General features: G+C 37.4%; 16 protein-coding genes. 1 reads left to right on the top strand and 15 read right to left on the bottom strand.

Going from position 1 to position 14,955, the window contains the following annotated elements:
* From atpA to ACH3PA_RS07550, 11 genes are all read right to left on the bottom strand, one after another.
* Complete coding sequence (gene atpA / locus ACH3PA_RS07600) at positions 1-1,578, bottom strand: F0F1 ATP synthase subunit alpha (RefSeq protein ID WP_416445551.1); 1,578 nt, start codon at positions 1,576-1,578, stop codon at positions 1-3.
* 54 nt (positions 1,579-1,632) lie between these two features.
* Entirely contained in the window at positions 1,633-2,172 is a 540-nt protein-coding gene (gene atpH, locus ACH3PA_RS07595) for an ATP synthase F1 subunit delta (protein ID WP_416445553.1), read from the bottom strand.
* Positions 2,173-2,183: 11 nt separating this feature from the next.
* Positions 2,184-2,684, bottom strand: coding sequence for a F0F1 ATP synthase subunit B (locus ACH3PA_RS07590; RefSeq protein ID WP_416445555.1), 501 nt, complete (start codon positions 2,682-2,684; stop codon positions 2,184-2,186).
* Between the two features lie 82 nt (positions 2,685-2,766).
* Positions 2,767-2,964 (bottom strand): ATP synthase F0 subunit C, encoded by a 198-nt coding sequence (gene atpE, locus ACH3PA_RS07585; protein ID WP_416445557.1) that lies wholly within the window; start codon positions 2,962-2,964, stop codon positions 2,767-2,769.
* 38 nt (positions 2,965-3,002) lie between these two features.
* Entirely contained in the window at positions 3,003-4,121 is a 1,119-nt protein-coding gene (gene atpB, locus ACH3PA_RS07580; protein WP_416445559.1) for a F0F1 ATP synthase subunit A, read from the bottom strand.
* A gap of 106 nt (positions 4,122-4,227) precedes the next feature.
* Positions 4,228-4,620 carry a DUF6168 family protein gene (locus ACH3PA_RS07575; RefSeq protein WP_416445561.1) on the bottom strand — a complete coding sequence of 131 codons (393 nt, stop codon included), beginning with the start codon at positions 4,618-4,620 and terminating at the stop codon, positions 4,228-4,230.
* 13 nt (positions 4,621-4,633) lie between these two features.
* Complete coding sequence (locus tag ACH3PA_RS07570) at positions 4,634-4,858, bottom strand: AtpZ/AtpI family protein (RefSeq protein ID WP_416445563.1); 225 nt, start codon at positions 4,856-4,858, stop codon at positions 4,634-4,636.
* Positions 4,827-5,228, bottom strand: coding sequence for a bactofilin family protein (locus ACH3PA_RS07565; protein ID WP_416445565.1), 402 nt, complete (start codon positions 5,226-5,228; stop codon positions 4,827-4,829). Before ACH3PA_RS07565 ends, ACH3PA_RS07570 begins: the two co-directional genes overlap by 32 nt.
* A 9-nt stretch (positions 5,229-5,237) precedes the next feature.
* The gene (locus tag ACH3PA_RS07560) at positions 5,238-7,763 is read right to left on the bottom strand and encodes a tetratricopeptide repeat protein (RefSeq protein WP_416445567.1); all 2,526 of its coding nucleotides are present in this window, start codon (positions 7,761-7,763) and stop codon (positions 5,238-5,240) included.
* A 121-nt stretch (positions 7,764-7,884) separates the two neighbouring features.
* Positions 7,885-8,595 carry an ABC transporter ATP-binding protein gene (locus ACH3PA_RS07555; protein ID WP_416445569.1) on the bottom strand — a complete coding sequence of 237 codons (711 nt, stop codon included), beginning with the start codon at positions 8,593-8,595 and terminating at the stop codon, positions 7,885-7,887.
* Between the two features lie 4 nt (positions 8,596-8,599).
* Positions 8,600-10,069 carry a DUF5687 family protein gene (locus ACH3PA_RS07550; RefSeq protein ID WP_416445571.1) on the bottom strand — a complete coding sequence of 490 codons (1,470 nt, stop codon included), beginning with the start codon at positions 10,067-10,069 and terminating at the stop codon, positions 8,600-8,602.
* Positions 10,070-10,183: 114 nt separating this feature from the next.
* Between ACH3PA_RS07550 and ACH3PA_RS07545 the strand changes: the two genes are divergently transcribed.
* The gene (locus ACH3PA_RS07545; protein ID WP_416445573.1) at positions 10,184-11,233 is read left to right on the top strand and encodes a 2Fe-2S iron-sulfur cluster-binding protein; all 1,050 of its coding nucleotides are present in this window, start codon (positions 10,184-10,186) and stop codon (positions 11,231-11,233) included.
* A 48-nt stretch (positions 11,234-11,281) separates the two neighbouring features.
* Here the strand turns inward: ACH3PA_RS07545 and ACH3PA_RS07540 are convergent, their stop codons facing one another.
* The 4 genes from ACH3PA_RS07540 to ACH3PA_RS07525 form a co-directional block, all read right to left on the bottom strand.
* Positions 11,282-12,235, bottom strand: a complete 954-nt coding sequence (locus ACH3PA_RS07540) for an NAD(P)H-dependent flavin oxidoreductase (protein ID WP_416445575.1) — start codon at positions 12,233-12,235, stop codon at positions 11,282-11,284.
* A gap of 3 nt (positions 12,236-12,238) precedes the next feature.
* The gene (locus ACH3PA_RS07535) at positions 12,239-13,288 is read right to left on the bottom strand and encodes a glycosyltransferase family 9 protein (protein WP_416445577.1); all 1,050 of its coding nucleotides are present in this window, start codon (positions 13,286-13,288) and stop codon (positions 12,239-12,241) included.
* Positions 13,275-13,883 (bottom strand): DUF4254 domain-containing protein, encoded by a 609-nt coding sequence (locus tag ACH3PA_RS07530; RefSeq protein ID WP_416445579.1) that lies wholly within the window; start codon positions 13,881-13,883, stop codon positions 13,275-13,277. Before ACH3PA_RS07530 ends, ACH3PA_RS07535 begins: the two co-directional genes overlap by 14 nt.
* A 95-nt stretch (positions 13,884-13,978) precedes the next feature.
* The gene (locus ACH3PA_RS07525; protein WP_416445581.1) at positions 13,979-14,908 is read right to left on the bottom strand and encodes a DUF6427 family protein; all 930 of its coding nucleotides are present in this window, start codon (positions 14,906-14,908) and stop codon (positions 13,979-13,981) included.
* Positions 14,909-14,955: the final 47 nt, after the last annotated feature.

Here is a 14,955-nt window from a genome sequence, read left to right as displayed (position 1 = left end):
TTACTTATACTTAGCTGAAAGATCTTTAGCTACAGCAGTTAACGTGTCTGTAACTTCATCTGTAAGTTTTCCTGCTTTTAATGTGTCTAACACATCTCTGTGCTTTGCATTAAGAAACTCAAGATAATCTCTTTCAAATTCTTTTACTTTATTTACAGGAACACTACGTAAAAGGTTTTTAGATCCCGCATATATAATTGCGATCTGATCTTCTACCGTGTAGGGTGTATTTTCTGCCTGCTTAAGAATCTCAACGTTACGTTTACCTTTCTCAATTACACTTAATGTAGCAGCATCAAGGTCTGAACCAAACTTAGCAAATGCTTCTAGTTCACGGAAGGCTGCCTGGTCTAATTTTAAAGTCCCCGCAACTTTTTTCATTGACTTAATCTGTGCAGAACCCCCAACACGTGATACAGAAATACCTACGTTAATTGCGGGACGTACCCCAGAGTTAAACAAATCACCATCTAAGAAAATCTGCCCGTCTGTAATAGAAATTACGTTAGTAGGGATATATGCAGAAACGTCACCCGCTTGTGTTTCAATAATAGGCAAAGCTGTTAAAGAACCTCCACCTTTCACGATAGGTTTTAAGCTATCTGGAAGGTCATTCATGTTTTTTGCGATCTCATCATCTGCAATAACTTTTGCAGCACGCTCAAGTAATCTTGAGTGTAAGAAGAAAACGTCACCAGGATATGCTTCACGACCTGGTGGGCGACGAAGTAAAAGTGATACCTCACGATAAGCAACAGCTTGCTTAGAAAGATCATCATACACTATTAAAGCAGGACGACCAGTATCTCTAAAATACTCACCAATTGCAGCACCGGCAAATGGCGCATAAACCTGCATAGGAGCAGGATCTGATGCATTAGCAGCTACAATCGTAGTATAAGCTAAAGCTCCTTTTTCTTCAAGAACCTTTGCTATACCTGCAACAGTAGAAGCTTTTTGCCCAATAGCAACATATATACAATATACCGGCTTACCGGCATCGTAGAATTCTTTTTGATTAAGAATAGTATCGATACAAACGGTTGTTTTACCTGTTTGACGGTCACCAATAACTAATTCTCTTTGTCCACGACCTACAGGGATCATCGCATCAATTGATTTGATACCTGTTTGAAGCGGCTCATTTACCGGCTGGCGATAAATAACACCAGGAGCCTTACGCTCTAGTGGCATTTCATAAGTCACACCTTCTATAGCACCTTTACCATCAATAGGAAGACCTAGTGTGTTTACAACACGACCTGTAATACCTTCTCCTACTTGTATAGAGGCAATACGTTGTGTACGTTTTACAGTAGATCCTTCTCCTATTTCTTTAGAAGGTCCCAACAATACAACACCTACATTATCTTCTTCAAGGTTAAGAACAATTCCCTCTAGTCCACCTTCAAACTCTACAAGTTCGCCGTACTGAGCATTAGAAAGTCCATAAACTCGGGCGATACCATCACCTACAGTGAGTACCGTTCCTACCTCATCTAATGAAGCTGTCGCTTCAAAACCGGTAAGCTGTTTCTTTAATATTGCTGAAACTTCTGCTGGTTTAACTTCTGCCATTTTATTTGATATATAAGTTTTTAAACCGAAGGATTAACTCTGGTCTAGTTGTAATTATAAACGTTTGCTAAATTCTTTTTTTACTTTGTCTAACTTGTTTGCGATACTGGCATCATATTGCACATCGCCCACTTTTAAGATGAAACCACCTATAATGTCTGCATCAATGATGTGAGCTATATTTACCTTATCGCTTCCGGTAATACTTTTTACCTTATTTGAAATCTTCTGCTCAAGTTCAGCATCCATTTCTACAGCTGTTGTAACTTCTGCAGTCACAACACCATTAGCTTCATTGTATAAGCTCAAAAATGATACAGCAACATCATTTAAGATGCTAGCTCTATTATTGCTAATAAGTATATCAATCAGACTAAATGTCGCCTCTGAAGAATCACTAAAAACCTGACGTAAAGCAGAACGCTTATCCTCATTTTTTATAATAGGACTATTCAGAAAATTGCGAAGCTCCTTATTTGATGAAATAGTAGCTTCTATTTTAGTCATGTCATTATAAACCTTTTCAGTATTACCCGTTTCACGAGCCTGATCTAGAACCGCCTTTGCATATCGTAATGCTGCTCTTTTAGACATGAATTTCTTTTTTAGTTAAGAGTTGCGTCTTGTAACATTGAATCAACCAGCTGTAACTGCTTACTTTTATCTGAAAGCTCGCTTTTTACAACTTTTTCTGCGATTTCAATAGAAAGCTCTGCAACCTGATTCTTTAGATCTGCTACCGCAGCACGTTTTTCAGCTTCAATAGCCTCCTGCGCCTGAGCGATCATTTTATTTGCTTTAAGCTTAGCATCAGTTTCTGCCTCTGCAATCATTTGCTCTCTAATTGCGCGAGCATCTTTTAGCATAGACTCACGCTCTGCACGAGCCTCCTGAAGAAGCTTTTTGTTATCTGCCTGAAGGTTTTCCATTTCCTTCTTTGCATTTTCTGCAGATTCTAAAGCATTTTTTATACCCTCTTCCCGGCTATTCAAGGAATTAAGTACTGGTTTCCAGGCAAATTTACGCAACAAGAACAGAAGTGTTAAGAACACTAATGCCTGCCAGAAAAACAACCCGTATGAGAAATCGTTAATTAACTTTTCCATGTTTTATTATAATCCTTTTAATTTTAAATTAAAAACAGTTCCCGCAACCAACCGTTACGGGAGGCTGTTTTTATAATGTTTGTTATGCAGCAAATAAAGCAGCAAAAGCAACACCTTCAAGTAGTGCAGCGATGATAATCATCGCAGTCTGGATTTTACCAGTAGCTTCAGGCTGACGCGCGATAGCTTCCATAGCAGAACCACCAATCTTACCAAGACCAATACCTGCACCGATAACAATTAAACCAGCACCTACCATGCTCAAATCTAAACTTTCCATATTGAGTTATTTAAAATTAAAATTGTTTAATGTTTAATTTACACGATTGGGATCTCATCATCAACCCCTTCATGATGGTCGTGCTCTTCTACCGCACTACCTATATAAAGAGCGCTCAACAAGGTAAATATATACGCTTGAAGAAATGCTACTAGTAATTCTATAACTGAAATAAATAATGTAAAACCAAAAAATGCAGGTCCTGCAACCCAGGTTTTAAAGATAAATATCAACCCAAGCAAACTCATAATTACAACGTGACCAGCTGTGATGTTAGCATACAGTCGTATCATCAAAGAAAATGGCTTAATAAAAAGACCAAGAACCTCTATAGGCATCAGGATTATTTTCATAGGGATAGGCACTCCCGGCATCCAGAAAACGTGTTTCCAGTAATCTTTGTTACCACTAAACTGAACGATAAAAAAGGTGATCAATGCAAGACAAAGTGTAACAGAAATACTATTAGTCACATTTACACCCAAAGGAGTCAATCCCAAAAGGTTAATAATGAAAATAAAGAAAAATACCGTAAGCAGGAAGCCCATATATTTTCTATACTTCTTCTCACCTATATTAGGAATCGCGATATCGTCACGCACATATATCACAAGTGGCTCTAAAGCTCTGTTTAACCCTGTTGGGATTTTCTTCTTAGTATATGAAGTTGCCAGACCTTTGAAAAGGAAAAACATAAAAATAGCAGTGATGAAGATCATCACAACATTTTTTGTAAGCGAAAAATCAAGAGGCCGCGCATTTGTAGGGTGACCTTCCTCATCATGAGTAATAGTCCCGGCAGCATCTGTCTTATAGATTTTATTGTGCTCTATCTTGTAATAGTTTCCATCTACCTCAGCCACTTCTTCCCCATGATGAAATTTTGATGATGAGAAAACGTGCATCCCATTATCAAAAAGAATTACAGGAAGAGGAAAGCTCATATGCTCGCCTGTCTCAGAATCTGACCAAAAGGTAAAATCATAAGAATCCAGCAAGTGATGGTCTATGTATTTTTTAATTTCCTCTTTAGTGTCAATAGGGTCCCCTTTCTTGAACCCTTCTTTTTCCTCGTGGTGTTCCTGTGCTTGTACAGAAAATGAGAGCGTAAACAATACGCTTAAAACTAAAAACTTAGCAATTTTTGATGCCTGCATTCGGTATAAAATTTCGGTCTCTAAATTTCGGTGCAAATGTAAGCATTTAATTAAATTGACAAACCCTTACACGCACAAAAATAATGGGCTGCAAAACTAAAACAATTTATTGGTTTTCAGATGGTTTTGTATTCTTTAAAATTTTAGCCACTATATATAACTCGATTGTAAGGCAGGTTATATAGGGAATGAAGAAATCTAAAAACACACTTTTATCAACAGAAAACCCCTTTATTTTGGTCAAAATCAGAAAAAGAACAAGTTTTAAACCACTCCCAACAAGAAATATATATCCCAACTGATCTGCTACTTTTTTGCTTAGAAAAATAATAGTTAGCGTAAACATAAATGTAAACCCAAAATTAAATTTGTATGAAAACAGGATCTCAGGGGGTACGGGAGAATCAAAGAAGTTTGTTAGTAGTCCTGCGTGAGTTATAAATGACAGGCAAAGTAATGCGCCAAAAACCACTAAAAAGAGGCTTAACATTTTATTCATGTAATCTAATTTTCTAATTGAATTTCTTAAGCTGTTTGAGTACCAGATATAAGGAAGCGGCCACACCAAAAAGAACAAACCCTAATGTGAACCAGTTTTTACCTTCAGGATCGCCATATTTTTCATCGAGTTTACAACCTATCCATGCGCAGACAAAAATTGTAGCTCCCATCTGAAATGCAATCCCGGTAAAAACAGCCCAATTCTTAAGCGGACTTTTCGGTTTCTTTTCTTCCATTTTTATCTAATGCCTTTACAGCTCCCTGCATAACACAAGATGCATTAAACCTCGCACCCGGTTCTACTGCAAGCTTGCCTGTCGTTACTTCGCCCTCAAGATGCGCAGAACTTTTAAGAGAAAGCAAGTTACTTACTTTTAAAATACCATCAACAGTTCCCTCTATATCTGCATCATTACAGGTTAATGTTCCCTTTATCTTTCCGGCAGCGCCTAAAACCACCTTGCCAGAAGCGTTGATCTCACCTTCTATAATACCATCAATTCTAAAACCACCTTCAGATGTGATGTTGCCTACAATTTTTGTTCCCTGGCTTATTCGGTTTTGCTTGTTGTTAGGATCTGTTTCAAGATTTCGGTCTCGTTTCATAACTGGCTGTTAATTAGAATCTCGGGTTAAGTATGCATCCAGATTCTTGTGTATTTGTATAATTCTATAGTTTTCTGAACTTATTGTTTCTGCATTAAAATTCCATTTCAAATCCTTGGCAGATTTTAAGCGCTCTGCAAAAGATAAAGCCGCTCCTTGTGAATTGAAACCATGCACAACCAGCAGTTTGCGTTCTGGATCATAAACATCTACAGAAGCCGTGTAATCCCTGTAGAAATTCACTTCTAAAAAGGTTTTGATCTTTTCATCAGCACTGGCGATCTCTTCACTTTCTGTTAACGGAAAGGTATAAATCAATTTCCATTTAACCACATTGATTTCATCTCTAAAGTCGCTACTTTGTATTTGCGGGATAACAGTTTCTAGCATATTAAGAGCTTTTTTACCTTCTTCTGCGTTGGGGTAAGTAAGAGCAACATAATTAAGCGCCTTTTCAAAAGACTCAAATCCTTCATACCTTCCTATAGCGGTTGCTTTCAAAAGCTCAAATTTTGGCACAAATTCATCTCCGGCAAAACGATCTACATAAACACCTGCCTGCTGTATTACCGTGTCATACTTTTGCTGCTCAAAAAGCTTATACAGGTTATTATATAAAGTTTCCGGACTCTCCTCATCCCGACTTAAAACAGTGTCAGGATTATTAATTATCGCCGCATACCTGCTGTCGCCATAATTGGTTAAAATATTGTCTTTAAATTTAGCAGAATTAGCTGTGTCACCATTCTCTTTGTATAGCTGATATAAATAGTAATTAGCAGGAAGCACCAGCCTGTCTTCTGGTTCGTTTTTCAGCAAGGTTTCTAATCTATTTATGGCAAGGTCATTCTCTCTAAATTTCTCTTTATAGATCAATCCCAGCTGATAATAAGCATAATTACGGTCTCTGGTAATGCTGTCAATCACAGCAGTATCTGTAGGTATCGTTTCTATGTATTTGTCAAGATTATAAGTGGTCGACTCTTCGGCCACCGCTGTTGTATCTGTTACTCCTGCTGTATTTCTTTCAAGAGCTGCCCTATTGCTTGAGATTCTCCAGTTATCTGCAAGTTCTCTGTTGCCCCATCTTGCATCAAAACGCAATTTACCCTGAGCCACTACAGTAGGATTGTAAAAGTAGAATTTAGACCCTTGTGGGTCTGTTGTCGTTGCCACGAAAAACTCATTATTTCTAATCGCTCCAGATGCGACGGCAATAGAATCTTCTTTTCGTTTCTCTATTAGTTTATTGATATAATCCTGAAAATAAGTGCGTCTTTCATCATCTGTCATCGCTACAAGCGAAAGCAAACTATCGTTTTGTAAAGCTGTTCTTTCATATAGAATAACTTCATTTAAGTTCTCTCTCTTTTTTGAGATACGCCTGTGTTCTCTGCTGCGATCATTTAGGTAAGTGAGCGTACTATCGTAATAAGCACCCGCCAATTGATAAGATGCTTTGTTAAAGTTAAAATCGCCCAGACTAAGATAATTTTTAGACGTTAAATATTCATCCTGAGTAGCTGTGCGCAAAGAGCGGTTGTAATATGCTATGGCAGAATCTCCCTCTCCTATATTTCTATAATATTCAGCTAATTGATTGTATATGCGGTCAAGATAAGGCCTGTTCTCTCTATTTGCTTCCAGGTCTTTTAGCATTTCTAAAAAAAGAGTTTGGTCTTGATTCTCGTAGTCAAAATTTTTCGCTTTAGCTATATACGCATTAATCATATAGCGGCGTGGTGACTTTCTGTTAAGAGCAATGACCTCATCGTAGGCTAGATTTGCACTATCATTTTTCTCAAGAGCATCAAATAATTGGCCTTTTAGGTATAAAAATCGGCCTTTTTCTTCACTTTTTCGGGTGAAACTTGCCGCTTCTGAGATTCTAATTACAGCGCTGTCAAGCTTTTTGCGATTAATGTAAGCCTGGGCAAGCATTGCAGAAGCATCTGCATAATCCTGCTTGTCAAGTTCTTCCTCTTCAAGTAGCTCTTTGAGATTTTCTATAGCAACAACATCATTATCAAGTCTTATGTTGGTTTTAGCTTTCCAAACTTTCGCCTGAGCGATATTGTTGCTTGCGGGATAATAGGCAAGGATGTAATTAAATGCCTCTAAGGCGCGCACAAATCGCTGGTCAAAATAACGGGCTTTCCCTAAAAGCATAAAAGCCTCATCCATTTGCGGGTTGTGCTCTTTGCCATTAATTTCCATACTGTGTTTTTGTATGGCTTTGATCGCCTTTTCTTCGGCCCTTTCAAAATTGGGATCTTTAGAAGCTCCGGGGAGTGTAATTTCTTCAAAAGATTCCATACGTTCTACGGGAAGAATTTCCCAAAAGTTATCGTCGTATGAATTTATTAAAGCATCACGGCCTTCTTCAAAAGCGACCTCACCGTTGTACAGCGTGTTGTATTCTGCAGTAACAGCGTGGAAATTTCGGTTTATGAATGTATTGTTCTTACGGGAACATGCCGTAATTAAAATGAACAATGCCAGTACCGGAAGTAGCTTTTTTATATGTGTTTGCAAACCTTTATGATTATTACCTAACAACTAAAAAGTGTCTGTTTTAGTATGAAAACGGGTAAAAATACATTACTTTTTAAGAATGCTTATCATTTGGTTTTCAAAATCTCCCGATAGCGATTGTTTAAATTACTTCCTGTTCTCTGCTAAAATACTGCTCAAGTTCACTCAAGGTAGCTTCTGAAGTCATTATGTCTTTTACCTTTTTACCTTTTTCAAGAACTACAATGCGCTTACAAACCTCTGTCACGTGTTGCAGGTCATGACTTGAAACCAAAACCGTCACATCAGAATCTGCTGCTAGTTTTTTAATAATCCCTTTTAGGCGTATTTGCGTTGTGGGATCAAGATTTGCAAATGGCTCATCTAGCACAATAACTTCTGGATTGCCTATTAAAGTAGCTACGATACCTACTTTTTTCTGATTTCCCTTAGAGAGATCCCGCAAATACTTTTTCTTGTTTAGAATTTCGTCATTAAAAAAGTCGGTAAAACCGGCTAATAATCCGTCTACATCGGCCTTATTTTGACCACGAAGTTCGCCTATAAAATAGAAATACTCTTCTGGAGTGAGATAGCCTATTGAAAATGTTTCATCAATAAATGAAGCCGTATGGGTTTTCCACGCTTCACTTTCATTTACTTTAACTCCGCCATTCTCAATATATCCTGTCGTAGGTTGAATTAGATCAAGCAAACAGCTAAAAAGAGTCGTTTTTCCTGCGCCGTTATTTCCCACCAGACCAAAAGCCTGGCCTTTAGGAATATCAAGCTCTTCAATATCTAAAACGGTTACACCACTATATTTTTTTGACAACCCGTGAACTGTGATCATAATTCTAATTATTTTGTTTGTATGCAGATAGTGTTTTGTACTTCTCTGCTTTATAAATAGATTCTATTTTTCTAAATACCATATTTCTAAAAGCAAAACCTACAACCCCCGCAATCGCCACAAGAGCAAAACCTGCTATAGGTCCTAAGGTATAATGCCCAAGCGCATAAAGAAGTAGCGGCAACAATAATTTAGGTACGCTAATTAGCATTGTCTTTAAATTAAATGCCTGCGAGTTGCCAAAAGCTTTTTTAGCGCTGGTAAGGTCTATGGGAGTTTTTATGTAAGCACCACCCAGAAGTACAAGATGAGAATTTACACCAATATTGTAAATCGCACCTACTAAAATAGCAGCGTAAGCTTCCCAGCCAAAATACAGATAGAAAGATGCAAGAATGGTAGATATTACCGTCGCAATAACCACAAGCCACCATTTTGAGGTAAGATATTCTTTATACCGAATATTCTGGCTCATCATTAATGGGTAATAAGAACTGTCCCAACTGGGCACAAATTGACCAAAAGTGAATAAAAATCCGCCGGAGACAAAAATTCCCCCAAATATGCGCATCACGGGATTATTATAGCTTTCTATGCCTCCAGAGAAAAACAACAAGCCATAGAATAAGAACAAGAAACTTATTAAAACCGTTGTGCGAGATCTTTTGTTTCGCTTAATAAGCTTAATATCGTTTTTTAGAAATGTTGAGATTTTTCCAAATCTGTCAAGCCAGTCTAAATTCTCTGTACTCGCGGTAGTTTGTTTAGCAGAAAGACCTGCGTCGAGATATAATATGTGGTAAAAATAATCGTATGCAATCTTAATTATAACTAAAAGTACCACAAGCGGAACAACACACATCCAGGCAATATCATAAAGCGCCTGAAAGAACGGTAAAGTATAAGTAGTAATATCAAAATACTCGTAGTACTGTGCAAGCCCCAGCAAAATTGCTATGCCTGCAAATGCTACAATATAGACAGTCCTGTCATTGAGAAAGATATTGATGAAATTATTAATATAGATCAAAAACATGATCCCCAGATGCCAGGTTATTACTCCGCTAATGCTATAACCCTCTTTGAGTAAAACTATTGAAAACGGGATGAAGAAAAATGCATGAACAATATTAAAATAAGAGATAGCTGTTTTCCCAAAAGCATAGTTAACGATCTTACCTTTCTTAAAAGGAAGTAACAAAAGTGGCTTAATGTTTATAACAGGCATCTTCTGAAAGAAGTAGCGTATCACAATATCTGCAACCAGATAATAGATCAGGTATTTGTTTACTGTAACCAGAGGATCAAAGCCGTGGTCTTCAAGACCAAAATAAAGCATAATTCCCGCGCCAGTAAATAAGGCTATAAAGTAAAGCGCCCCCAGAACCATGAAAATTTTTAAGACCAGATTTGCCTTAAAAGAAGCAGATCTAAAAAAGCTTTTCCATTCGAGGTTAATAAAATGTTTAAACATAGTTATGGGTTAAAGATTTTTTTGATATTCGCTACTTAATATGAGTATGAAAAATATAAAAATGTTACGTTAAAAGCTGTGATGCTTTGTATTTTTGCAAAAATTTTTCTTTAAATGAGCGATTTCCATTCTCTTACAATACAAGATATAACGCGCGAGACCCCTAGCGCAGTGAGTATTACATTTGGCGTGCCTTCAGATTTAAAAGCTGAGTATAAATTTATCGCTGGGCAATATCTTACTTTAAAAACTACCATAGATGGTAAAGAAGTGCGCAGAGCATATTCTCTTTGTTCTTCGCCGGGCAGCGAAATTTTAAAAGTTGCCGTTAAAGAAGTGAGCGGTGGTACATTTTCAGTTTTAGCAAATAATAAACTGGCTGTGGGTGCTTCTTTAGAGGTACATCCTCCCGAAGGAAAATTCATTCTTGAGCCTAATGCTGAAAATCAAAATGATTATGCAGCTTTTGTTGCGGGTAGCGGTATAACTCCTGTTTTATCTATAATTAAAACAGTTCTTGAGGAAGAGCCTAAAAGCAGGTTTTTATTAGTTTATGGCAATAAATCTATTGAGGAAACCATTTTTCATACAGAGTTGTTAAAACTTCAATTGCAGTACGCTGACCGCCTTTTTATCGAATTTGTTTACAGTCGCACTCAGGAAGAAAATAGCCATTTTGGAAGAATTGCACGCTCAACCGTAAATTATGTGGTTAAGAATAAATTTAAGGAGCACGATTTTGATCGCTATTTTCTGTGTGGTCCAGAAGCTATGATCACCGAGGTTAAAGAAGTTCTTACTGAGAACGGAGTAGCAGAAGACAAAATACTGTTTGAACTTTTCTCTTCAAAAGATGAGGGTGTCGTTCAGGTATCTGGTGATGGAAATACTAAAATTAAAATAATTGTAGACGACGAAGAATTTGATTTTGACATGCCTCAATCTCAGGTAATTCTTGATGCAGCTTTAGATCGCGATATTGATGCGCCGCATTCTTGCCAGGGCGGTATTTGCAGCAGTTGTATTGCCAGAATAAAAGAAGGCACCGCCGTTATGCGTAAAAATCAAATATTGACAGATAGCGAAGTAGCAGAAGGTCTTGTCTTAACTTGCCAGGCTCAACCCACGAGCCCTACCATTGTGGTAGATTATGATGAGGTTTAGAATTTAACCTTATCACCGTTAGGAAAAAAAGGACAGGTTTTAATATGATTAGTTGGTAAACCGTTTAATTATTGCGGCTACCGGCTCAATTTTATACGTGTGCTCAATAGATGGGCCTGCAACCCAAACGGTCTTGTAGGTCGCTTCTTTAGCCGCTTTAGTAACCATATTTGTTCCTTTTAAAAAGCGCAACATTTTCACGTATTTCTTTAACCATCTGTTGCGGTTTAGAAGTCGCTCTATCCAGGTTTGTTTTGTTCCTATTTCCTGAACGTACGGTGTATTTATAACGCTACAAGGTGTTCCTGAAATTTTTTCGGTCATGACAATGTCGTTTTGACCATAGTTCACACAAGCCTGTTTATACTCCTGTGAAACACCAGCTTCTTCTGAAGCAATAAACGGGCTTCCTATACTTACCCCCACAGCGCCATACGCGAGCATTTTATCTAGTTCTTCTTTGCTGCCTACTCCACCTGCAGATATAACCGGAATATTGCAATTAGTTGTAAGTAAGGCGATCAACTCCTGAGGATCTATATCACCTCTGTGACCACCCGCGATATTATTAACAGCTACCAGCGCATCACAACCCAAAGCTTCTACTTTTTGCGCGTGCTCCAGATTTACGACATCACAAAATACTTTTATGCCCTTTTCATGAGCTTTTTCTATTACTGTTTTAGGATTGCCCAGAGATGTTATAATAAAATCTACACCCAACTCACAGCATGCCTCTAATTGTGCAGGAAACTTTAAGTTAGATTTATTTACAATAAGATTTATGCCAAAAGCGCCATTATTAGTTTTTGCAGTTTTTAGTTCTTTTATTGCGTTTTTTAGTTCGTCAAGGGTTCTGTAATTAAGCGCAGGAATACATGCGGCTATTCCTTCTTTCATAGCGGCTTTTACCATTGCCACGTTAGAAACGAGAAACATGGGAGCAATAATAATAGGATATTTTATTCCTAATATTTCAGTTAAATTGACCGATTTTGACATGTTTTAGGCAAGTATTTCATTAATTCTTTTAATTACTCGCTGTGGCGAAATAGTACGCATAACCTCTTCATAACCCTCTGGCACTTTGTTGCCATAAACTGAAGTAGGAATAAGCGGAAATTGAACACGATCTGAGAGCAATTGATTTTCATCGGGTTGCATAAATGGTTTAAAACCTAACGCGGGATGCGTAACTCCCCATAAAGTAACCACAGGAATGCCATACATAGCAGCAAGATGACCATTGCCGCTATCCATAGAAAGCATCAGGTCAAGATTTGAAATTACACTTAGTTCATCTTCAAAACTGCATTGACCGGCTAGATTAACTACTCTGCGATACTTTGAAGCTAAATTATTAAGAACCTCAACCTCCTTCTTCCCGCCCCCAAAAAGGATAACCTTATATTTTTCGTTAGCAGATAAATCTTTTACAACCTCTTCCATAAGGTCAAGAGGGTACATCTTACCTTCATGGGCTGCAAAAGGCGCTATGCCAATCCACTTTTTAGGCTCCGGGCCTAGTTTTTGCCTAATTTGGGCAGGTATTTGCTGTTTAGATAATACATGCGTGGGAAATAAATTAAAGTCATAACCTAAACGAGTAAATACATCAGCGTACCGCTCATGTGTGCTTTTTAGCTGTGGTAGTTTTTCCAGCTGTTCACTTGTTAGGGCTTTCTTTTCTTGTCGACCTTTATCTATACGCACGATTTTTCTTCCTGCAACACTGGCTAATAAATCTATAATTTGAGATCGTATGACATTATGTAAATCTGCCATAGCACTATATTTATAAGCGTCGATCTCCCGGTATAATTCAAATAACCCAAAAAGACCTTTGTGCTTGTCTTTTACCTTTGCAGCGTGAAAGTTTATATTAGAAATATTGCTGAAAAAAGGGGCATATCTGCTATTAGAAAGAATCGTTACCTCCAGAGAAGGATATTTCTCTCTTAAAGCGATCAAAACCGGGACGGTCATCGCCACATCTCCTAAGGCAGAAAGACGTATTACAACTATTGATTCACTATGTCTGCTATTTCTGCCCACGCAGAACCGGGTTTAGCTCATCATCATTGTACATTTTCATCTGCTTATAGACTTTCATGTATTTCTTCCCGTTTTTGATATCTGTGATCAACGTGTCTATCGCTGTAGAAAGATCTAGTCGCTGCTCAAGCAGAATATCTAATTTTCGCTGACAAGCTTCTCTGTGAGCTGCAGATGCATCTTCTCTTTCAGCCTCCTCTCGCATGTGAAATATCTTTAATGCAAGAATAGACAAACGATCTATTGCCCAGGCAGGACTTTCTGTATTAATCGTAGCCTCATCTTTAGGCTCTACATCATTATATTGCTCAAGAAAGTAGCTGTCTATATATTCTACCATGTCTGTACGCTCTTGATTAGATGCATCAATTTGTCTCTTCAGCTTTAAAGCCGCAACAGGGTCAATTGCAGGGTCACGAATGATATCTTCATAATGCCACTGTACAGTATCTATCCAGCACTTTTTAAACAGGAGATGCTCAAAAAAATCTATTTCTGAATCATATTTATTACTAAATTCCTGATCTACATCATTTTCTAAATGATAATGTTCTATAACTTCCTGAAATATTCTGTTAGCCGTATGAGAAATCATGGTACTTTATTTAAAGTCTTCTAAAATAATAATTGAGGGCAAAGGTATCACATTTTGTAATAGTGCGTTAACACTCACTTAAGCCAAAGGTTAGTCTAAGTGAACAAAATTAAAAAGGGAGGTAAAGCTAAAGTCATTAATAATATCATTTCTTTAAACCAAAAACCCTCGCTTTTCTCGATATATCGTGCGGTAATTATTGCCATGGGTCCCAGAAAAAAATAAACCTCACTGCCATCATGAATAGGTGCAAAAACCACTGCAATTAGCAAAGTCACAACACTGCTGGCGATAATTAATATATACGACGATTTATGCTTTTGAGAAGTTGATGAAATTAAAGCTATGTACTTAATTAAACACCAGATATAGAATGTCGCAACAATTGACAAAGGTACAAGTAATCGTGGCTTGCTGTAAGCTGTAAAATCTAGTGTGGGTTTATCAAAGTATGCTTTCGCGAAATAAACTACTCCGCCATTATAAATCGCATACGTACAACAAAAAAGCATCACAATTAAGATAGAAAGAAGCGGAATGAGCCAATTTTTATACGTAGTTGTACCATGAAAAAGAATCCCAACATACAGAACGACCAGAAACAGAATACTCCAGAAATAAAAAATTGAAGCAATAGCAATCCAGAATGCGGCGTCAAAAATTTTCTTTTTCACCTCGAGTTGTGAGCGCAGGCTAATAATGCGCCTTAGTGCGAGCATGAGAAATAAACCAGACACAATTACAGAATAATGATCAAAACTTGCTGGAAATGAGAATGTAAAACACACAAAAATAAAAAGGATGTATGTATTTTGTTTAGTGAGTGTATTTCGTTTTACAACAAAATTTATTACGCCGATAGTGAAAATATATATAAGCAGCAGACTTACCTGAGCGAGCACTTTATAGCCAGACATATTTAAACCTACATGCTCTAAATTTATCCAAAGAAAAAAAGATACTGCCAGAAATACGACAGCTATAAAATTAATAGGTTTTGAAGTGCCAAAAAAGCTTGTAAGCATGAAGGTTTTTTCTATTTTTGCATTGCTTTAGCATAAAAATATGCGCT

The sequence above is a fragment of the Leeuwenhoekiella sp. A2 genome, from assembly GCF_047946655.1.
Taxonomy (GTDB): domain Bacteria; phylum Bacteroidota; class Bacteroidia; order Flavobacteriales; family Flavobacteriaceae; genus Leeuwenhoekiella.
The sequence above is the reverse complement of the archived record's forward strand: the minus strand, read 5'-3'. Positions and strand labels throughout refer to the sequence as shown.